This is a genomic window from Psychrobacter sp. I-STPA10, assembly GCF_021012795.1.
GTDB lineage: Bacteria > Pseudomonadota > Gammaproteobacteria > Pseudomonadales > Moraxellaceae > Psychrobacter.
Genome location: NZ_VFYU01000015.1, coordinates 45273 through 66256 on the forward strand (window position 1 = coordinate 45273; position 20984 = coordinate 66256).

The window sequence follows — 20984 nt, forward strand, 5'->3', positions numbered from 1 at the left end:
TTTTAGTCATCGCTCGCCCTGTCATCTTGGCATACAAACTTAGTATATAATTGCTGAGAGTTCACTAAATTAAGTAGCACAGCACTATATTCATTTTGCAGTACATGAATAGTTTTCTGTCCCAACGCACTCACTATAAATAATGGCTGATAATATTCCTCTGCATTTTGTAATGAACACAACATCACTGAAGGACGAGCAAAGGTGGGTTGTTGTAATTCTTGGTATAGTTTTTTACCTTGTTTACGTCCCCGACGCCCTGCCAATGTTACGGGCAATTGTTTGGGTAATGCTTCGATAACGAGCTGTTGCTGTTTATGTTGTCCATTTTGTAATGCCTCTAATAAAGCATCAGCCCCATGCAATTGCCATTCAATCACTCCACCACCACATGCTGCGGATTTTAAAATCCAATAGGACTGCTGAGTATGATAGTTTTTATCACTAGCACAGTTTTGCATACTATTTAGCGATTTATACTGCACACTTGGCAGTATCTCAAGCCATTGTAACCACTCACTGCGTAAACGGTATAACTGCTGCTGATAACGGCGTATCTGATAGCCATGGCTGCCACTATGCCAATACAAGCAGGTTTGATGATCGCCATCTGTGCGCTGACTCAACGCCAGTACCTGATCTACCAGTTGCTTTGATGCAGATAAATCTAACGCATGTGGGCTTAGCCAAGCATGGATAACAGCAGATTGCCTAGCAGTAGATAATGTCTGTAACTTATCAATGCTTAATATAGATTGTAGTTGTCGTGTTGATAAATCGGATAAAACGGATAAATCGGATAAATTAGATGAATCACTATTGGCTACACTGAGCATAGCAAGGTCATCTTGTACCTGCTCAGCTATAATTTGACTGGCATCTTGTAATAACTGGCTACTACGAGCGATGGCGTCACTGGCTTTAGGATAACGGCTATGAATCTGTGGCAGTAACACGCTACGTAGCCATGCTCTATCATTACCTTGATACTGCTCATTACCTTGATTTGCCTCACTCTGCTGCATCTGGGCTTGGGCTTGCTGTGCTTGGTTTAACACCATTACATTGGTTGGGTCATCAATATAATTTAACTGCTGCGATTTGGCATAATCTGTAATTTGCTGCCGACTGACCTGTAACCACGGTCGCCAAAGATAGATATCTTTGCTAACTGCTGCTGAAGATAATGAAGATGACACTGGTATTTGCCGTTGTTTTTTTGTCCAAGCCTGCATACCTGCCAATCCTGTTACCCCTGCACCATTAAATAAACGCATCAGCACTGTCTCTGCCTGATCATCACTGTGGTGCGCTAACATTAACACATCACCCTGATTCATCACTGCCATTATTGCCTTATAACGAGCATCTCTTGCTGCTTGTTCGCTATCCCCATCGACTTTAACTGATAATATCTGACACGGTATGTGCTGCTGCTGCGCCCACCGCTCTACTTGCTGCGCCCAAGCATCACTAGCCGCCTGCATACCATGATTGACATGCAATAACTGCGGCAAAAATGGTAACTGCCCTGCTCTATATAGCTGCTGACAAATCGCTGCCAAACTCAGCGAATCTCGTCCACCACTACACGCCAGCCAAATCCGCCGACCATGCAATGCTTGCTGATAATCTGTCATACTCGCTAACAATGCTGATTGCAATGGCTTAGCTGTCGCATCTGCTTGCATGGGTTGCTGTATTTGAGAAGAAAGCTCTGATAAAGGGAGTTCTGATAAAAGAGATTCTGATAATGGCATAAATAAACTCAATATTTTAGACTCGATGCTACAGACATAATGCAGGTTTAAGACGAGGTATATAAAGCCGTACGTACCGCTGTCAGCGCAGCAATCGCAGCAGCTTGATTGGGATATTCGGGCAAACGACTATTAGCAAATGCGGCTTGTGCCTGCTGACTGAGTGTGTCTGCCATTGCCAAAAGCGCATCATAATCATAACTGCCTGATTTGATTGCCAACAACTGCTGGCGATTATCGCGCCTGACTTTAATATTTCCCGTTTCAGCAATTTCAACCGCCATTTGTAGTAGGCGTATGGTGTGCATCATATTTTTGGCATCATACTTTTTACCATGTTCAAGCGTTGCCTGATAGCGACTGTCATTACGTTGCGCTACCCACTGCCAATATTCTTTATAATCCCTGCAATATTTGCTAAAACCTTGCTGATTAAACGATAAATAAGCAATCGGTGTCATGCCCTTAGGTATCGAGCTAAGACTCAAACTCGTTGCCTCTGGCTTTTGCGTCAAACCTGCAAAATCATGCGTCCCTGTGCTATCCACATATATTGCATACATTTGGGTGGCATTGGGCATTGCTACCAGTCCAAGCTGTTGTTGGCTAAATGGCTGCTGCGCCAACCAGTCGAGTACAGGAATACTATGGTTTTTATCCAGCACCACACAAAAATCCAAAATACTTTTTTTGGCTTTATCCATCGGATTGACGATTTTTTTATTCAGTCCCCGTGCTTTTTTAATTTGACTTTGCGCAAAGCCTGCAAAGCTTTGTTGACACTGCTGACTAATAAACCACTGCGGTAAAAACTGTTTCATTAACGGGTGTTGATAACGGATACAATCACTGGGGGTTGCCAACAACTCAAGTATGTTGGGATTATTCGCCAACAATAACTGCACATAACGCCCCAACTCATAATAAACGGTGTCATTACTGGCATCATTGACTTGGGCAACATAATCTTGCGCCACCCCCGTCATGGCAAAAAAGCGTGAGCGGGGCAGATAAAATACCCCTTTTATATCCACATCTGATTGCTCAGTGGCTAATCCATAGGCATGACTGCCTGACACGCATTCTAACAAAATCAGCCGCTGCTCTTTGAGCGCATCAATGGTCAGGACTGAGGATAATGTGTCGCATAAAGTCATCTAAAGGCTCACTATTTGGGTGCTGATAATCCATATAAAAATCACTGGCAACATCACATTGCTGCCATAAGCGGCAAATCATCTGCTGCATGGCAGGTGATAATTGATGCTGATATTGTTCATCTACTTGCCGTTTAATAGCGATTAACTCAAGTATTTGCGTCTGCTCATCTTTTGCCAGTAGTCCGAGCATATCTGTCATACGTACTGGTGGCGGTGTCTGCTCGGTGATTGTCCAAGTTGCCGCCAACAATGCCCGTAATAAATAAAAAAACTTTTTAAATTTTATCGGTTGCCATAAATCAAGGCTTTGATTGGCAGTTTTTGCCATACCACGATAATGATAAAACACGGCATTGGGGTTAAAATAATCTTGGCTTAATACACGTAGCCTTGCCACTGCTTTGCTTTGGCTTTGATAAATAATGGGTGAATTTAGCCATTCAAATATGACCGCATTGGATTTATATATCAGGCGCAACGCTTTACGCAGCTCCCAACCGCCAATATCAAAAGGAACGCCAAAAGGAATGCCAAACAAATCATCACTAATAAATTCAAACGTATCTTTATTATCAAAGACAGACACATACCACTCAGCAGAATGGTAATAAATCAAGCGCACATCATAATCACTATCAGGTGAGAAAAACCCACACACACGACTACCACTTTCAATGGCGTGCAGACAGTGCAGTTGCTTATCCGCACATACGTTAGCAATGGTCGATGAGATGGCAAATTGTTTATCTTGTTGCATTTAGTCCCTTATACCTGTTTTAGTCTGCTATAACCTATGACTATGACGATAAATATTAGCGCATACTATAGCATCTAAGTATAGCTTTTAGCCAAAATCGCCCAATGACAACCATTTTGCTGACAACACTTAAGCAAACTCGCACAAAAACACGCGCACAAAACACCCAGACAAAAAAAAGTGGCAACGCTAAAATAGCCTTGCCACTTTTATAAAAGATAAGAGCTACTATCAGCTCTAATAATAACTAAGATGCCAACGCCACCGTTGAATCAAAACCTTTGAGACGCTCATAACGCTGTTGCAACAGCTCGTTGGTATCTAACTTTTGCAATTCAGCAAGCTGCTCACATAATAAAGCTTTTAACGCTGCCATCACAGGTTTCGGCTCTTCATGGGCGCCTTTGCCTTCGGCAATCACCGCATCAATCAGCCCCATCTGATACAAATTATTGGCATTGAGCTTTAATGCTTCACTGGCGTCACTGGCTTTTTCTGCCGTCTTCCAAAGAATAGACGCACAGCCTTCGGGTGAAATCACCGAATAAATACTGTTTTCTAGCATATTGACTCTATCACCGACACCAATTGCTAATGCCCCACCTGAGCCACCTTCACCAATAATGGTGGCGATAATTGGCGTTTTTAGGCTAGAGAATACCGCAATACTCTCGGCAATCGCTTGTGCTTGCCCACGCTCCTCAGCACCCACACCGGGATATGCGCCTTGGGTATCAATAAAGGTAAACACGGGCAAAGAAAAACGCTCGGCTAATTTAACCAAGCGAATGATTTTGCGATAACCCTCAGGATTTGCCATACCAAAATTATGTGCAATACGCTCACGGGTACTGCGACCACGATGCTGACCAACGATAAGCACAGGCTCACCATTGAGACGTGCCAAGCCACCTAAAATCGCACGGTCATCAGCAAAGGCTCTATCGCCATGCAATTCATCAAACTCGGTAAATAATTCATTGGCATAGTCCATAAATAACGGACGTTTGGCATGCCGTGCCAGTTGTACACTTTCCCACACTGCGCTCATAGTCGAATTCCAGTCTCTATGTTTACTCTTGATGACTTATCAATAATAATGTTTATAAATAATTAAAACCAATAACCACGCCACAACCATCACTTATAGCATAGGTGTACAGTTGTAAACTTTGACGTTATCATCACATATTTTGCCATATTAGGCAAACAACAAATACTGGCGACCAACAAATCTAACGAACAACAAAAATACACCTTATCACGATTCTGCTGCGACCACATCAAGCTGTATGTGCCATTTAGCAAATTGCTCAATTTCATCATCAAGGTCTGATAATAGCAAAGGATAGTCCTCACTATCTGCATCAAGGCTAATTTGCCAATGATGCTTGTCAATGATACTTAAGTTCAGCACAGGACGCTCAAAGTCACTACGACTATGATGCGCCAATACAGATAAGCGTAATAATAGACATAAATACACTAAGCTATCACCACCAATCATCTTGGTTTGCTCATAAGTGTCGGATTTGAGTTTGCGGCGATGATTTAAAACCAACTGCGATAGACGCAATTGGTCAACCTGAGAAAAACCGGGAACATCAGAGTGCTCTAGCAAATAAGCACTGTGGCGATGATAACCACTGTGGCTAATGGCAAGCCCGATTTCATGCAAAAATGCCGCACGACGCAACAAATCAGCATCTTCACCATTAAGCCCCAAACGATGCTGTACTTGCTCAAATAAAGTTTGGCAACTATTCACCACTCGTTTGGCTTGCTTTTTATCCACCGAATAACGCTTTATCAATGCCTGCACACTGCGGTCACGCACATCTTCACTGGCAAAGCGACCCAGCATGTCATACATCACACCTTCACGTAATGCCCCATCAGAAAACGCAATGCTATCAATACCAAGCACTTTCATAATGGCACGCAATACCGCTATACCAGCAGGAAAGACCGCTTTACGATGCTCTTTGACCCCTTCTAACTCTATGTCATCAACATGACCAATTTTTACCAATAGTTTTTCTAAATTTTTGATACCCTGATAAGTAATACATTCTTGCTCATCTGCCCAACCTTTGGACACCAGTACATTGCGTGCTGCTTTTATCGTACCACTTGAGCCAATAACACTGCTCCAGCCTGTTTTTTGATACTGTCCACTGATTGCTAAAATCTCTTTACGAGCCGCAGCAATGGCTTTATCAAATGCCTTTTCTGTGATAATGCCATCTTCAAAAAAGCCTTTGGTAAATGCCACACAGCCCATTTGTAGGCTTTCTGTCAATATGGGTTCAAACTCTTGCCCAATAATAAATTCGGTTGAACCACCACCGATATCAATCACTAAGCGTTTGTCACTACTGGCATTGGTGTGTGACACCCCCAAATAAATCAACCGAGCTTCTTCACGCCCAGCAATAATCTCAATGGGTTTGGGTAAGATGGCATTGGCACGTTTGATAAATTCATCGGCATTTTTGGCTTGTCGCAGCGCATTGGTAGCAACAATACGTAAGCGTTCGGGAGTCACAGACTCAAGCCTGCCAACAAAACGTGTCAGACAATCCAGCCCTCGCTGTTGTGCCGCTTCACTAAGAAAGTTATCTTCATCTAATCCTGCCGCAAGCTGAACTTTTTCTGACATGGAAGCAACTTTACGCACTTCGCCATGATCGAGTCGAGCGATTGCTAAATGAAAGCTATTTGAGCCAATATCAATGGCTGCCATCAGTTCGTTATTTGCTAAAAAATTGGTGGGCATAAGAAATTCATTACTCACGTCAGATAAATTCAAAGTGGCTAAGTTGTTTAGTGGCTATTGAGTTTAGAAGATAGTAAGCCATCTTATTCAATTGGGTCATTAAATCATTTCTAACCAGTGGTGGCAAGATGACACTTTTATCCCTGCATTTGCTTTAACGCCACTAATAAGCGTTGATTCTGCTCAACTGTACCTACAGTAATACGCAAATAATCACTAATACGTGGCTTATTAAAATAACGCACAATGATGCCCTGTTCACGTAGCTTTTCAGCCACATCGGCAGCTCGACCATCAGCAATATTACTTGGTGGACGCGCAAAGATAAAGTTGGCTTGTGAAGGCAATACCTCAAAACCTAGTTGAATTAAGTAACGACTCAACTGCTCACGCAAAGAGATAATTTTTTGACAGGTCGATACAAAATACTCGTGATCTTGTAAACTGGCAATTGCTCCAACTTGTGCCAACCTATCAAGTGGAAAGCTATTAAAACTGTTTTTCATTCGGGTCAACGCTTCAATTAATGAAGCATTGGCAAATGCCATACCCACACGTAGACCTGCTAAGGAGCGTGATTTTGAAAAAGTTTGGGTCACCACAATATTATCAAATTCATTAATCAAGCTCACCGCAGAGGCTGACTGCCAGTTGCTCAGTTGACCATTAGCAAAATCTATATAAGCTTCATCGATAACAACCACTGCATTGGGGTGTTCACTTGCCAATTTAGCAACAGCATCAAGTGGCAATATCTTACCTGTCGGTGCATTAGGGTTGGCAATGATAATACCACCACAAGGCTGACGATAATCATCTGTATCTATACTAAAATCTTCTCGTAATGGAATTCTAATTAAATCAACGCCAAAAGTTTCAGCATACACAGGATAAAAACTATAGCTAATATCAGGGGCAAGCAGTGGACGCTCTTTGATAAAAAAGCAGGAAAATACAAATGCCAAAACCTCATCTGAACCATTACCAACAAACACTTGCTCAGGCTGCACGCCATAAGTACTTGCTAAAGTTTGCTTGAGTAAATCAGATTCAGGATCAGGGTATAAACGTAGTGATTCAGCCTGTTTACCCAATTCAGTGATAATGGCTTGTTGTACTTTTGGCGAGGGTGGAAACGGATTTTCGTTGGTATTTAGTTTACATAAATTGGGGTGCTTGGGTTGCTCTCCTGGCACATAAGGTGACAGATTGCGGGCTTTACTTGACCACAGTCGATTATCGATTTTTTGCTCACTCATAGTTTGCTCAATTCATTTATCATCAATTATATTTTGGCTGCACAGTTTACTAACATCACCAGTATTATCATAATAAATACCAGTTCCATAACCACCTAAACGTGCACTATCTAATTTATATTTAGATATTAATATAAATTTATTGCATCGATTTTAACACGCTAAAAATATACTGGCGATATAAAGCAAATAAAAATATATGGCTATCGTATATTATACGACAGCCATCGTCGCCCAAAGACTGATATATATGATGGTCAATCTAATATCATCACACCATAAGGCAAGTGACCGTCACTAACACCATGGTGAATTTATCGTCAGCAGGCTATATGGCGATTAAAGTTTGCTCTGATAACGATAGCGTGCTGAGCGGGCATGTGCGTCTAAGTCTTCTTGCTGAGCTAAAGTGTCTGCCGTTTGTGCCAATGGTTTGCTGCCTGACTCACTACAATAAATCAGTGAGGATTTTTTCTGAAAGTCATACACGCCAAGCGGTGAGGAAAAACGGGCGGTACCAGAAGTTGGCAATACGTGGTTTGGCCCTGCACAATAATCACCAATCGCCTCTGGGGTATGACGACCCATAAATATTGCCCCTGCATGACGAATATCTCCAACCAGTTCATCAGGATTATCCACAGATAACTCCAAATGCTCAGGGGCAATACGGTTAATCATCGCCAAGCCCTCTGCTCTATCTTTAACCAGAATTAATGCGCCACGATTGCGAATCGACTCGCCTGCAATATCCGCTTTGGGTAAAATTTCCAACGCTTTATCAATCTCTTTGGCAACCTCATCAAGCAAGCTCTGACTGGTGGTGACAAATATCGCTTGCGCAACCGTATCATGCTCAGCTTGCGATAATAAATCCATCGCCAGCCAATCAGCTCTGTCATTCTCTTGACCTTCGGCATATACCAACACTTCAGAAGGCCCGGCAATCATATCAATGCCCACTTGCCCAAATACGGCTCGTTTGGCGGCTGCTACATATTTGTTGCCCGGTCCTGTAATTTTATCCACTTGTGGAATGCTGTCTGTACCATAAGCTAATGCCGCCACCGCTTGCGCCCCACCAATGGTAAACACTCTATCCACTTCTGCCAAATGTGCCGCTGCCAATACCAATGGATTTAAGTCACCATTGGGGGCAGGTACAACCATAACCACCTCTTGCACCCCTGCGACTTTGGCAGGTATGGCATTCATCAATACTGATGACGGATACGAGGCAAGCCCACCGGGAACATAAATACCGACTCTGTCTAGTGGTGTGACTTTTTGCCCCAAGCGATTGCCTAGCTCATCAGTATATTGCCATGATTCTTGTTTTTGCTTTTGATGGAAACTTTTGACTCGGCTTGCTGCCAGTTTGAGTGCGTCTTTGATATCATCAGCCAATTCGTCAAAGGCTTGCTTTAGCTCGGTTTGTCTAAGTTCAAGCTCTGCCATTGTGGTCGCTGGGTGTTTATCAAACTTTTGTGTTAGCTCTAATACGGTTTTATCCCCATGCTGGCGCACTTGGTTGATGATATCATCAACGGTAGCTAGTAGCTGTGGGTCATTGACGGTTTCAAAGGCGAGCAGGTTATCAAGCTGGCTTTGAAACTCGGGGTCTTGGGTGTTTAGGGTGCGCATGTTGTATCCTTGTACAATTGCAATTTTAATAACAATTCTAGTTAACTTAACTGACTGCTAAACAGGGCAATCATTTGAGTATTTAATCTATAAAACCAGTGTATCACGTCAGAGTTAAACTGATAGCAACGCACTGGTTTAAATTATTGATAACTGGATTTTATTGGGCTTTACTGGAATAACACTGTCAAAAAGTCTTATCAATTTGATAACTCTTATTGGGACAGTTATTCTGTGGATAGTTCCTCTCTAACTTTCATTAACAGTTTACCCAGTCGATTTTTTCCTGAGCCATCACCACCATCGCCCCAATAACTATCATTTTCGGTATGCTCAACTAAAATTTTATCACCTGTACTTAATAATAATTCTTTTAATTCAGAGTGTTGGCTAAACTTTGCCCTTAAAGCCTCTAACATCACATTAACTTTGATATTATCCCAATTACGTCTCATTTTAATTTTTCGGCTACGCCCCATTTCTGCCGCCTTCATTGGTGAGGTAGCCTTTTGGATTTGGCTTTCGTAGGCTGTCCCTGCAAATTTTTGGGCTTGAAAATAGTGTTCTACGGTTGCCCATGTTTTACCCTTTAATTGAATGGCAAATCTAGCAAAATTTGAAAATTCCCCATAATCACCAGTTTCAGAATAAAACTCTATTTTATCTGTCATCAATTTATATTCCTGCGACAAAACTCATCTTACTTCCTTGATTGATTTTACTCATGCACCCACACCCCATCCTGCCCGACAAAATAAGTATGATGGTCAGCGACTTCTAAATTATAGACATAATCCTTAAAAGGATTGGGGCAATCGTCATAATATTCCTCCATTTGCTTATGTAGGCTGGTGTCGCTTAACCCTGTGGCATCACCGTATTTTTTAAGGTTAGCTACTTCTCTATTAACTTGCTTTATATCAGCAATGCTGTTTTCTTGAATGACTTTACCATCTAGCATTAACGGTTGAGAAACAGCTTCTAAAAAGCTATCAGCACTATGACATGTAGGATCTTCATCTTGGCTTAACCTAATATTCAATGTTTTATATAGCTCTGGATCAACCATAAATGGGTTGTTTTGGTTAATCAGCAACTTAGCATCAGAAGTGTGCCAGTTTAATGTTTTAATCTTGCGTTTAAACTGTGCTGGCGTCTCTGCCAGACTCACATACTGATAGCCAGTGTCTGCAAATTGCACAAACTGAATGACACCATCACCTTCCCAAAAGTCTTTGTCTTGCACGTTTTGGATATAGGCACAGCCTTCTGGATAGTTGGGCAGGGTACGCACAGGCATAAACGAGTAGTCATCAAGGGCGATGACATCACCATTAGCTGCGGTGAGATAGCCCGGTGGCAATCGCCCAGCAGACAGCCATTTCCCTTTTAGCTCTTGTGCAGCGTCGGTCACTGCTTCTCTGCTCACATAGAAGGGGTGGTCACCGGTACAAAATAAGTAGTTTAGACCTTTCTCACCGCTTTGTTGTACAGCTTCATTAAAGTATTCAACTTTAAACAGTTTTCTTTTGCTTGTTGATTTCAAGGTACTTAGCACAGGTTTGTATTCAGGCTCACCACTACCGTCCTCGGGCTTGGATAACACAAGGTCACCAACTTTAATATCCTGTATTGGCACCAAGCCTTTATCCGTATGCACCAGCGTTCCTGCGACAAAGCTCATATCATATCCTTATTAAAATAATCCAATTTAATTAAACCACTTCTTCCACCATAAAATCCGCTACTTCTCGACTGCTTTCGCTAAACTCCACCCCAATTAAATAAATAGCCTTGCCCTGCATACGATATTTATCGGCATAGCCTTTATCTTTGATTTGCTCAAGGGCTGAATTGGGCTTTTTGCTTTGCTCTATCACTTTAAATTCAAAAATATAAATACACTCATTAAAGTCCACCGTCATATCCATACGCCCACGATTGGTACTGTCTTCCACTAATACTTGTAAACCAAGACTGGCAAAGTAAGCATAAAACACACTTGCCCAATATCCCTCAAAGTGAGCTATATTGTTATTTCTATGCCAATCATGCGGAATGGAGCTAAAAAAGGCGTTAATCAGCTCGTGAATAGCGTCAAAGTCATTTGCTATCAGTAACGGCACAAGGCGAACTTGCTGTGATTTATAATTATTATTAGGTAGATAACGCATCAGTAGCGTTTGGTTGAGGCTTTGGCGGATTTCTTTATTGGGATAATTGAGCTGATAATAAGGGCTATCAACCAATATTTTGGTGGCTTTGATGGTGAGATAGCCTGTTTGAAACATTAAGGCAATCGGGGATATATCACCCACATCAAAGCTCGATAATAGCTGGTCATCAGCAAGCTGTTGCGTTGGCTCATAGCTACTAATGCCTTCTTCCATCATTTTATCAATCAAAAAGGTTGGTGTACCTGTTTCAAACCAATAGGGGCGGAACACTTTGGCATTCAGATACAGCAAGATATCAAACGGATTGTAAACCGATTCCCCTGTCCAGTTATAGCCGTTATACCAGACTTTAATTTTTGCTTTATCCTCATCACTAACCGTTTCTAACTCTGGGGCAAAAATGGTTTCTAGCTCATTTTGGGTATAACCACACAATGCCGAAAACTTTTCATCAATGGTAATATCTAATAGATTATTTAACCCCGAAAACAAATTCACTTTGCTAAATTTAGACACCCCTGTGAGCATAGCAAAGCGGATATGAGCGTCTTGTCCTTTGATGACTGAATACAAATCTCGCAGACCGTCTCGCATGATTAGGGCAATGTCTGGTTTGGTTAGATTGTCTAAGATGGGTTTGTCGTATTCATCGATTAAGATGACGACTTTTTGTTGGTATTTTTCATAAAGTGTGCGAATAAGCTGACGAAATCGGTTCGATATGGATACGTCTTTTTCCGTTGTATTCGTAACTGTATTAGCAATAGCATATTTTTGTTCATTGATGGATAGCTGGCTATGAATTTCGCTATAAAGCGCTTGTTTATCGCTCATAATGCCTTCAGCAAAACCTAGCCGTATCACTGGATAAGTGGTATCCCAATCCCAATTATTTTCAGCATACAACCCTGTGAACAACTCTTTATTACCTGCAAATAATTCAGCAATGGTGTCTAGGGTGAGACTTTTACCAAAACGTCTGGGGCGAGATAAAAAGATATAATGGTATTCGACCAGTTGTAAGATATGTTTGGTTTTATCGACATAATAAAAGTTGTCATTGCGTAGAGTGGCAAAGGTTTGGATACCGATGGGCAGTTTTTTGGACGGTTTAGATTTGGTAGATAGGTGTGGCTGTTTATTATCACTCATGGTATGTCCTCTTTTACCCTAATTGTTAGCAATTGAACCAATGCCATCACCTATCCATACTACACGCTAACCCACACTCTGCTTAAAACTCTCTAATATCGGCTCAAGTAAGGCAAATTTACGTTTATAACTCACCTGATTGACGATTAAACGTGAGGACACATCACAAATATGCTCTAATGGCTCAAGCCCGTTGGCTCGTAAAGTGTTACCTGTATCGACCACATCGACAATCAAATCACCCAAACCAACCAAAGGTGCAAGCTCCATTGAGCCATATAGTTTAATAACATCAACTTGCTGACCTTGACTGGCAAAATAGGCACGGGCAACATTGACATATTTGGTAGCAACACGCAAACGACGCTTTGGCAATGTCGCGCCTTTTATTCCTGCGGTCATCAGCTTACATTGGGCAATCTGCAAATCGAGCAGCTCATAGACATGACTTGCGCCATGCTCTAGCAACACATCTTTTCCTGCCACGCCAAAGTCAGCCGCCCCATGCTCCACATAGGTGGGTACATCACTAGCACGTAATATCAGTACTCGTACATTGTCATTGCTAGTAGGAAAAATCAATTTTCGCGACTTATCAGGATCTTCGAGTAACTCAATCCCAGCCGCTGATAATAAGGGCATGGTTTCTGTTAAAATACGCCCTTTAGATAACGCAAGGGTTAAGCCATTAAAGTTATTATCTGCTTTATTAAGCAGTTCGTTACTTGTTACTGTTGATTGCTCATTTTGTGATGTCATAGCTACTCATCTTTTTATATTAGTTACTTATCTTTTGTTATATCAATAATTTTTTATATCAATAATTGATGGTGTTCTAAAAAGTATGCTACCCCCCTCCCTAACCCTCCACTACGCGAGCATAGCTCTTATCTTGCGTCGGGGCGAAACAGTGTTTCGCTGTCTCCCTCCTCAGGTGGAGGGAACTGTTCCCCCTCCCTGAGAGGCGTTAAAAAATTGCACTGCAATTTTAGTCTCGCAAGGGAATTTCTTTAAATAGAAATTCCTACAAGGAGGGGGTTAGGGGGAGGGCTAAGGCTATAGTAATTTATTAAAAATATCCACAGCATACTTTTTGAAACACCATCCAATAATTAAAGAGATATACCACTTTATTGCAGGCTATTTTTTAGGGTTAATACGCTCAATATGCACACCCAATGCCCGTAATTTGTTTTCGACATCTTCATAACCACGATCAATATGATAGATACGATCAATTAAGCTTTCACCTTCTGCCGCTGCCGCCGCCATCACCAATGACATTGAAGCGCGTAGGTCTGTTGCCATGACTGGTGCGGCTGTAAACTTCTCCACACCTTTAACAATGGCAGTATGTCCATCTACTTTGATATTTGCACCCAAACGTTTTAGCTCAGGCACATGCATAAAACGGTTTTCAAAGATATTTTCAATAATGGTACTGGTGCCATCAGCAAGACAACAAATCGCCATCAATTGCGCTTGCATATCCGTGGGAAAACCTGGGTGCGGTTGGGTACGAATATCTACAGGTTGTGGGCGTTTATTGATTTGCGCTCGAATCCAATCATCACCACTGCTAATAGTAGCCCCCATGGCTTCAAACTTTTTAAGCACTGGGCGTAGTAGTAATGGTGAGGTACTTTTGGTTAACACATCACCTTGTGTCATCAATGCCCCTGCCAGATAAGATCCTGTCTCGATGCGGTCTGCAACAACAGAATACTCACAGCCATATAGCTCATCAACCCCTTCAATGGTCATATTTGCTGTACCAATACCACTGATTTTCGCCCCCATTGCCACCAGCATATTGGCTAAATCGACCACTTCAGGCTCACGTGCACAGTTTTCTAGTCGAGTCGTTCCTTTTGCCAACGCTGCTGCCATGATGACGTTTTCTGTGCCGCCAACGGTGACCATATCAAAGCTATAGTCACAGCCAATTAAACGCCCTCCTTTGGGGGCTTGGGCTTTAACGTAGCCATTTTCTACTTTGATAATTGCTCCCATCGCTTCAAAGGCTTTGAGGTGTTGGTCAACAGGGCGAGAGCCAATGGCACAGCCACCAGGTAAGGATACCTCTGCTTCACCAAATCGAGCTAGCAGTGGACCTAATACCAAAATAGAGGCACGCATGGTTTTGACCAAATCATAAGGGGCATAAAAATTATCAATGGTTTTAGTATCACAAATAACGGTACTTTGATCTTTTTTGATCACAATACCCATACCTGCAATCAATTTAATCAAAGTACGCACATCTTGTAATAAAGGTACATTATGTAGGGTAGACGGAGTCTTGGCTAAAATCATAGCCGCGAGTAAAGGAAGCGCAGCATTTTTTGCGCCAGAAATGGTGACTTCACCTGCAATACGACTGCTGCCTTTGATTAAAAATTGATCCATGATAACTAGTCCAAAATAGCAAAATTAATTAAAAAGAGAATTAAAATAAAATTTGTTACAATATTATTTACAACATTAGGGAGAGACATCTATTATTTAAATAGATGACATTGAGATTGGGATATCCATAATAATCTTTAAATAAACATGTATTAGCTTATTGAGCTTATCTGGCTTGCTGTGCTTCCCACTCTTCTGGTGTCAATGCTTGAATATTCATGGCATGAATATCGCCACTAGCAATAAAGCCATTGACCAATGCATAGATAGACTGCTGACGCTGTACACTGCGTTTGCCTTCAAAGCTTGCATCTACCACGCGCACATCAAATTTATTACCTTGATTGGCAGCTTGAATAAAAGCGTCTGGAAAATGGGGCTGTAAAAAATCAATTAAATCGTCAGCGTTCATACTCATGGGGATTACCTGTGATGTTAAAAATAAATAAAAAATAATAATGCAAGGATGATTATAACAAGAGTTTACGGACAACTATATAGCACATCAGCATCAGCTATGATTCAGTCACCTTGGGTTTAGGGTCTGTTGCACATTCATCATGGTGACGTCTGATTTTTATATAAGTCAATATAAGGACTAGGATTATCTGAGAGATTGCTATTACCATTATTACGGTTGTTATTCTGATTATTATCAGAATCCACAGTCATGGTGCTCGGATTATTCGTTATGCTACTACCTGCGACAGGGCTATTATTAGCGACAGGATTAACGACAGAGTTATTAATGACTGGATAGGTGGGCCGGGTTGCATCAAAAGTGGGTGGCTGTAGACCAGATTCTTGCATAATTTCATCTTGAGTCAATATGTTACCATTATCATCAACCAACGTGGTTAACAGTACCAGCTCTTTGATACCCACTGTGTCATTGACAATATCAATTAATCGCCCTTGTTCACTTGGTGTTAACCTACCTAACACATAAACAACCCCATCATCGGTCACGACTTTAAGCGGTGAGCTATGCATTTTTTTATTCGTAATAATTTTTGCTGTCAGCTTCGAGGTAATATAACCATCATGTAATGTATAGCTGCTGCCCTTAGGACGGGAAATATTTAGGCGATTATACAGATACTTAACATCGGGCATGGATTGAACAATCTTAGTAATCTCTTCTTTAATACTGGCATCAGGTACTTCACCTGTCAATAAGACTTCACTATAAAAACTATCGATACTTATGCGACTGTTACTTCTCAATGTTTTATCTATTGCATAAATATTGACCCGAGCAGTATGCTCAATGCTTTCATCTAGTAACCGCTGTGCCAAAGTACGCTCTGTCGTTGGCACGCCGATACCACCTGATATTTGGGTGCTTGTTGCCGCAGGAGAAGTTGCGCAGCCAAACAAAGATAAGCTGCCACTCAATAATAGCATCAGTGCTGCACATGCTTTATATTGATGAGCTTTTGAGTGATAGGATTGCGGCTGATGGCGTTGATACCATCGATGAAGACTACTGACATGGCGAACATCGTAGTGACTACGATTGTCTACTGACTGACATTGTTGTTGCCTTTTATTCATCGTGACCTCTATTTTGTCATAAGTTAACTTTATGTATATTTAATCTACGACTACCGACTATGATGCTGCAATTGTTACTTCTATCTATTTGTTCTATTTGTTTTAGTTTCACTCTACCACCAATTAAGCCTCATCACTCATCTGATACAAATCATGTCATAAATGCGCTCTGTACCCATTCTGGTAGCAAACTGCTATTCTCATAAGCCAATACATCAAAACGACATTCACACTGGTCATACTCAGGATGCTGCTGCAAAAAATAGCGGGCAGCTTTAATAATTTTACGCTGCTTAGCCGCAGTCACACTCATCAAGGCATCAGCAAATGCTGAAGATTTACGTTGACGTACTTCCACAAATATCAACGTATCCCAAGCCATACCGTGCTGTAACATCACCAAGTCCAGCTCGCCAACTTTGGGCTGCTGCCAGTTTTGAGCAATCAGTATCAATCCTTGGTCTTGTAGATATTGTGATGCCATCTGTTCAAAGTATCCACCTTGACGCTGAGTGGGTGAGGTTAAGGATAGGGGCTTTTTTTGCATACACTTGCTATCATGAATAGATGAATTGATAAAAACCTAAAACGCTTATATTAGCACAACATGATACACTAGCGAGGTTCTAAGCGATTTGCTGCTGTCGTTAATTTTTGTTGACCCCATTTTAAGATATTGAGGTATTGAGGTATTTATGTCATCTAACCCCTCCCCTATTGATATTGACCCCGCAAAAAAACTACCCGCTGCTTTATATGTCGTTGCTACCCCCATTGGCAATTTGGATGACATGACCCCGCGTGCGATTGCAACCCTAAAAGCAGTTGATATCATTGCCTGCGAAGATACCCGTACTTCCGGCAAACTGCTAAACCACTTTAACATTGATACCCCGACATGGGCATACCATGAACATAATAGCGAGGTACAAACCCCCAAACTCATTGAGCGCATCCAAAGTGGCTATGCTGTGGCATTAATTAGCGATGCGGGCACACCGCTAATCAGCGATCCAGGCTTTCAACTGGTACAAGCTGCACACGAGGCTAGAGTGAAAGTCGTGCCTGTGGCTGGTGTGTCTGCGGTAATTACTGCCTTGTCAGTGGCAGGCTTGCCGTCAGACAAATTTACCTTTGTCGGCTTTTTACCTGCCAAAACACATGGTAGACAAAAACTGTTACAGACATATCACGAGCGTAGTGAAACATTGATATTTTATGAAGCCCCGCACCGTATTATTGCCAGTTTAGAAGATATGGCAACTGTCTTTGGACACAAGCGTTCTATTACTTATTGCCGTGAGCTAACCAAAACTTTTGAGACGGTGGTTAAAAGTAGCATCGGTGAACTGATTGAATTTGTCAAACAAGACAGCAATCAGCAAAAAGGGGAGATTGTGTTGGTGGTGGCAGGTCATAGCGCACAAAAGCAATTGGATGAATCTGTGCAACACGATAAATTATTACTGCGTTTACTAGAAGATTTGTCCGTGAAAAAAGCGGCTGCGTTGGCATCTGATATCACAGGGGTGAAAAAAAATGCCCTTTATCAACGGCTTTTACAGTTACAACAACAAGATAGCTAAGCAACAAACACCTAAGCGACAAGTCATCTGTTTTTTATAAACTTTCTATTTTTTATAAACAATGCCCTATGTTAAAAATTGCCTATTCTGATATTTTTGCCTATCAAGTACCCAAAAAGCACCGCTTTCCGATGCAAAAATATACCCTTATTCCTGAACGCTTGCTGGCTGAAGGCACCATCAGCCGTGAGAATTTTTTTGCCCCGAATAAATTAAGCGAAGATGAGATATTAACCACTCACACCAACGATTATTGGCACAAACTGAAAACCCAAACCTTAACGCCCAAAGAGGCACGCCCCATCGGCTTTGAGATGACACCACAATTAGTAGAGCGGGGTCGTTATATTGCCCATGCCACTTATGAATGTGCGCTATTTGCCAAAGAGTACGGTATTGCAATGAATGTGGCAGGGGGCACGCACCATGCTTTTGCCGACCACGGTGAGGGGTTTTGTGTGTTTAATGATGTGTGTATTGCCAGCAATTTATTATTGGCACGAGGACAGGCTCAAAAAATTTTGATAGTGGATTTGGATGTGCATCAAGGCAATGGCAATGCCAGTATTATGCAACATGAAGATAGAGTGTTTGTTTTTAGTATGCATGGGGCAAAAAATTATCCGTTTCGTAAGCAGCAATCAGATTTGGATATTGAGCTAGACAATGACACTGGCGATGCGCAGTATTTGGCAATTTTGCACGATACCCTACCGCGGCTGATTGAACAGGTCAATCCTGATATGATGTTTTATCAATCGGCCGTTGATGTGTTGGCAACCGATAAATTAGGCAAATTAGCACTGAGCCGTGAGGGCTGCTATGCTCGTGATGAGTTTGTATTACGTCAAGCCCATGCTCATCAAATTCCCATTGCAGTGGTGATGGGTGGTGGTTATTCAGAAAACATTGAAGATGTGGTTGAAGCGCATTGCAATACTTTTCGCTTGGCACAAAAAATATTTTTTGCGGATTAATTTTTGCTTATCTTTTTCTGATTAATAACTTAGTTTGCTAAACAGGCAAACCTTGTCTGTCTTTTAACCAACCATAATATGCCCATAATAATAGGCTGGCAGTACTGCGATGTGGTGACCACGGCTGCGACAATTCGTATAACTGCTTGGAGGTGGGTCGGGAGTCTAGCTCAAAGAGTACCATTGCCCCCACTTTGATTGCCAAATCATCGACTGCCAACACATCGGCTCGCCCAAGCGAAAATAACAAATACATCTCTGCCGTCCAGCGTCCGATGCCTGTCACTGCCGTTAAAGTGTCTATCACTTCATCATCGGGCAGGCTTGCCAATTTTGCAAAATCAATATTATGCTCAACCAATGAGCGTACATAACGGATTTTTCGTTTCGATAATCCTTGTGCCCGTAATAAATCATCCTCAGCAGATTTGATATTCTCAGGCTGAATTAATTCTGCTTCTTCTAGCCGCTTCCAGATGCTAGCGGCGGCAGCTACTGAAAGCTGTTGCCCCACCATCGCTCGTAATAATGACTCAAATCCTTGTGATTTACGACGCAAATCAGGCACACCCACTTGGGCATAGACGTCGGCAAAACGTGGCTCTATGCTAATAAGCTGGTCAATATGCTCGGCAAGCTCTTTAGGCGTATCAATGGTGGTAATGGGTGCAGATGTTGGCATAAAATTCTCAGGTTCTTAACGCATAAGACAGGTAAAAAGGCAGGTAAACTTGAAAGTATTATACCGTTTTTTTAGTCGGCGTTTATTTTGGCTGGCATGGCTGGCGTTGATTGTTTTGCTACTAAGCCAATTGTTCGGGCGAATCTATTGGCAATTAGAGTTATTTAGCCACTATCTGCCCCATGTTGCCATTTTATTATTATTGGCAAGTTGTTTTTATCCAGTTCATAAAAAATACTTAGTTTCTCGCCAGATACAATTGGGGGTTCGATTAGGATTTGGCTTGCTTGGTGGAATTTTACTGCTGCTAAGTTTACAGTCCCTATCCATGCTAACTCAAAACGTTAATCCGCCAGATAGCACCATTGCACCGCTTACAATCGCTTATCAAAATGTCAACATTGGTAATCAACAAGCCAAGCAAACTTTGGCACAATTAACCCAATTTCAGCCAGATGTCTTAATTTTACTGGAGGCTGGCGGAGAGAATTGGCAGCAACCTTTACAGACGCTGATAACTGAAAACTACTACCCCATCCATTGCCAACATAAGGATAACAGCCCATTTGCGATGCAGGTTTTTGTCCATCAATCCAATGCTCATTGTGAAGTGATAAAGTTTGCCGATTTTCCTGCCATTAAAATAACGCTGCCCAACTTACCCAATCAGCGTAGCATTTATGCGGTACATCCACCGCCACCGATTAATAGCGATTTAGCACATGCCAGAAATCAGTATTTACATGCGCTAAAACAGCATCTTTTGAGCACAAATTTACAGGGTAATTATTTAATCATTGGTGATTTTAATTTATCGGCATTTTCACCGATTTATCGAGATTTTATCGCTGATAGCAAGCTACAAAGAGCCACGCCACGAGGCTTGCCAACGTGGTTACCTTTTGCCATTTCTATTGATCAGATATTGATACATAGTAGGCAAAATACTTCTAGCACCAATGATATTAACATTCAGGTTCAGCCGTTAGCTTGGGTGGGTTCTGACCATCGAGGATTTTTGCTGAGTTGGGAATAAGGGGCTGCTAAGATCAGCAGAAAAAAGCTTAAAAACCCTCAAAAAAAGA

19 protein-coding genes are annotated in these 20984 nt (G+C 41.8%); 3 read left to right on the forward strand and 16 right to left on the reverse strand.

Going from position 1 to position 20984, the window contains the following annotated elements; genetic code table 11:
- Positions 1-2: 2 nt before the first annotated feature.
- The 15 genes from tilS to FHK89_RS07145 all read right to left on the reverse strand — a co-directional run bounded on the left by tilS (position 3) and on the right by FHK89_RS07145 (position 17201).
- Complete coding sequence (gene tilS, locus FHK89_RS07075; protein ID WP_230658522.1) at positions 3-1760, reverse strand: tRNA lysidine(34) synthetase TilS; 1758 nt, start codon at positions 1758-1760, stop codon at positions 3-5.
- 47 nt (positions 1761-1807) lie between these two features.
- Positions 1808-2917 (reverse strand): DNA polymerase beta superfamily protein, encoded by a 1110-nt coding sequence (locus FHK89_RS07080; protein WP_230658525.1) that lies wholly within the window; start codon positions 2915-2917, stop codon positions 1808-1810.
- Positions 2877-3677 (reverse strand): nucleotidyltransferase domain-containing protein, encoded by an 801-nt coding sequence (locus FHK89_RS07085; protein ID WP_230658528.1) that lies wholly within the window; start codon positions 3675-3677, stop codon positions 2877-2879. Before FHK89_RS07085 ends, FHK89_RS07080 begins: the two co-directional genes overlap by 41 nt.
- 247 nt (positions 3678-3924) lie before the next feature.
- Positions 3925-4728, reverse strand: coding sequence for an acetyl-CoA carboxylase carboxyltransferase subunit alpha (locus tag FHK89_RS07090; protein ID WP_230658531.1), 804 nt, complete (start codon positions 4726-4728; stop codon positions 3925-3927).
- Positions 4729-4938: 210 nt separating this feature from the next.
- Entirely contained in the window at positions 4939-6456 is a 1518-nt protein-coding gene (ppx, locus tag FHK89_RS07095) for an exopolyphosphatase (protein ID WP_230658534.1), read from the reverse strand.
- Between the two features lie 137 nt (positions 6457-6593).
- Complete coding sequence (gene hisC, locus FHK89_RS07100) at positions 6594-7715, reverse strand: histidinol-phosphate transaminase (RefSeq protein WP_230658536.1); 1122 nt, start codon at positions 7713-7715, stop codon at positions 6594-6596.
- A gap of 339 nt (positions 7716-8054) precedes the next feature.
- A complete protein-coding gene (gene hisD, locus FHK89_RS07105; RefSeq protein ID WP_230658539.1) occupies positions 8055-9359 on the reverse strand; it encodes a histidinol dehydrogenase in 1305 nt (434 codons plus the stop codon).
- A 227-nt stretch (positions 9360-9586) separates the two neighbouring features.
- Positions 9587-10030: an NADAR family protein gene (locus FHK89_RS07110; RefSeq protein WP_230658542.1), complete on the reverse strand. Its 444-nt coding sequence runs from the start codon at positions 10028-10030 to the stop codon at positions 9587-9589.
- A 47-nt stretch (positions 10031-10077) separates the two neighbouring features.
- A complete protein-coding gene (locus FHK89_RS07115) occupies positions 10078-11043 on the reverse strand; it encodes a Hint domain-containing protein (protein ID WP_230658545.1) in 966 nt (321 codons plus the stop codon).
- A 31-nt stretch (positions 11044-11074) separates the two neighbouring features.
- Positions 11075-12688: an ATP-binding protein gene (locus tag FHK89_RS07120; RefSeq protein ID WP_230658548.1), complete on the reverse strand. Its 1614-nt coding sequence runs from the start codon at positions 12686-12688 to the stop codon at positions 11075-11077.
- A 66-nt stretch (positions 12689-12754) separates the two neighbouring features.
- Positions 12755-13447 (reverse strand): ATP phosphoribosyltransferase, encoded by a 693-nt coding sequence (hisG, locus tag FHK89_RS07125; RefSeq protein ID WP_230658551.1) that lies wholly within the window; start codon positions 13445-13447, stop codon positions 12755-12757.
- A 381-nt stretch (positions 13448-13828) separates the two neighbouring features.
- Positions 13829-15097: a UDP-N-acetylglucosamine 1-carboxyvinyltransferase gene (gene murA, locus FHK89_RS07130; RefSeq protein WP_230658554.1), complete on the reverse strand. Its 1269-nt coding sequence runs from the start codon at positions 15095-15097 to the stop codon at positions 13829-13831.
- A gap of 166 nt (positions 15098-15263) precedes the next feature.
- The gene (locus FHK89_RS07135; RefSeq protein ID WP_329958696.1) at positions 15264-15515 is read right to left on the reverse strand and encodes a BolA family protein; all 252 of its coding nucleotides are present in this window, start codon (positions 15513-15515) and stop codon (positions 15264-15266) included.
- A gap of 140 nt (positions 15516-15655) precedes the next feature.
- Entirely contained in the window at positions 15656-16654 is a 999-nt protein-coding gene (locus FHK89_RS07140; protein WP_230658558.1) for a BON domain-containing protein, read from the reverse strand.
- Between the two features lie 151 nt (positions 16655-16805).
- On the reverse strand, positions 16806-17201 hold the full coding sequence (locus tag FHK89_RS07145; RefSeq protein ID WP_230658561.1) for a YraN family protein: 396 nt from the start codon (positions 17199-17201) through the stop codon (positions 16806-16808).
- Between the two features lie 148 nt (positions 17202-17349).
- Between FHK89_RS07145 and rsmI the strand changes: the two genes are divergently transcribed.
- The gene (rsmI, locus tag FHK89_RS07150; RefSeq protein ID WP_230658564.1) at positions 17350-18240 is read left to right on the forward strand and encodes a 16S rRNA (cytidine(1402)-2'-O)-methyltransferase; all 891 of its coding nucleotides are present in this window, start codon (positions 17350-17352) and stop codon (positions 18238-18240) included.
- Between the two features lie 68 nt (positions 18241-18308).
- Positions 18309-19217 carry a histone deacetylase family protein gene (locus FHK89_RS07155; protein WP_230658567.1) on the forward strand — a complete coding sequence of 303 codons (909 nt, stop codon included), beginning with the start codon at positions 18309-18311 and terminating at the stop codon, positions 19215-19217.
- Between the two features lie 37 nt (positions 19218-19254).
- Here FHK89_RS07155 and FHK89_RS07160 read toward each other — a convergent pair whose 3' ends face one another.
- On the reverse strand, positions 19255-19899 hold the full coding sequence (locus tag FHK89_RS07160) for a DNA-3-methyladenine glycosylase family protein (RefSeq protein ID WP_230658571.1): 645 nt from the start codon (positions 19897-19899) through the stop codon (positions 19255-19257).
- A 49-nt stretch (positions 19900-19948) separates the two neighbouring features.
- Here FHK89_RS07160 and FHK89_RS07165 point away from each other — a divergent pair, with 49 nt between their 5' ends.
- The gene (locus FHK89_RS07165) at positions 19949-20935 is read left to right on the forward strand and encodes an endonuclease/exonuclease/phosphatase family protein (protein ID WP_230658574.1); all 987 of its coding nucleotides are present in this window, start codon (positions 19949-19951) and stop codon (positions 20933-20935) included.
- Positions 20936-20984: the final 49 nt, after the last annotated feature.

Excerpts from the sequence above, each read along its gene's own strand:
- tilS (WP_230658522.1), bottom strand. The coding sequence starts at position 1,760 with ATGCCATTATCAGAATCTCTTTTATCAGAACTCCCTTTATCAGAGCTT.
- FHK89_RS07080 (WP_230658525.1), bottom strand. The coding sequence starts at position 2,917 with ATGACTTTATGCGACACATTATCCTCAGTCCTGACCATTGATGCGCTC.
- FHK89_RS07085 (WP_230658528.1), bottom strand. The coding sequence starts at position 3,677 with ATGCAACAAGATAAACAATTTGCCATCTCATCGACCATTGCTAACGTA.
- FHK89_RS07090 (WP_230658531.1), bottom strand. The coding sequence starts at position 4,728 with ATGAGCGCAGTGTGGGAAAGTGTACAACTGGCACGGCATGCCAAACGT.
- ppx (WP_230658534.1), bottom strand. The coding sequence starts at position 6,456 with ATGCCCACCAATTTTTTAGCAAATAACGAACTGATGGCAGCCATTGAT.
- hisC (WP_230658536.1), bottom strand. The coding sequence starts at position 7,715 with ATGAGTGAGCAAAAAATCGATAATCGACTGTGGTCAAGTAAAGCCCGC.
- hisD (WP_230658539.1), bottom strand. The coding sequence starts at position 9,359 with ATGCGCACCCTAAACACCCAAGACCCCGAGTTTCAAAGCCAGCTTGAT.
- FHK89_RS07110 (WP_230658542.1), bottom strand. The coding sequence starts at position 10,030 with ATGACAGATAAAATAGAGTTTTATTCTGAAACTGGTGATTATGGGGAA.
- FHK89_RS07115 (WP_230658545.1), bottom strand. The coding sequence starts at position 11,043 with ATGAGCTTTGTCGCAGGAACGCTGGTGCATACGGATAAAGGCTTGGTG.
- FHK89_RS07120 (WP_230658548.1), bottom strand. The coding sequence starts at position 12,688 with ATGAGTGATAATAAACAGCCACACCTATCTACCAAATCTAAACCGTCC.
- hisG (WP_230658551.1), bottom strand. The coding sequence starts at position 13,447 with ATGACATCACAAAATGAGCAATCAACAGTAACAAGTAACGAACTGCTT.
- murA (WP_230658554.1), bottom strand. The coding sequence starts at position 15,097 with ATGGATCAATTTTTAATCAAAGGCAGCAGTCGTATTGCAGGTGAAGTC.
- FHK89_RS07135 (WP_329958696.1), bottom strand. The coding sequence starts at position 15,515 with ATGAGTATGAACGCTGACGATTTAATTGATTTTTTACAGCCCCATTTT.
- FHK89_RS07140 (WP_230658558.1), bottom strand. The coding sequence starts at position 16,654 with ATGAATAAAAGGCAACAACAATGTCAGTCAGTAGACAATCGTAGTCAC.
- FHK89_RS07145 (WP_230658561.1), bottom strand. The coding sequence starts at position 17,201 with ATGCAAAAAAAGCCCCTATCCTTAACCTCACCCACTCAGCGTCAAGGT.
- rsmI (WP_230658564.1), top strand. The coding sequence starts at position 17,350 with ATGTCATCTAACCCCTCCCCTATTGATATTGACCCCGCAAAAAAACTA.
- FHK89_RS07155 (WP_230658567.1), top strand. The coding sequence starts at position 18,309 with ATGTTAAAAATTGCCTATTCTGATATTTTTGCCTATCAAGTACCCAAA.
- FHK89_RS07160 (WP_230658571.1), bottom strand. The coding sequence starts at position 19,899 with ATGCCAACATCTGCACCCATTACCACCATTGATACGCCTAAAGAGCTT.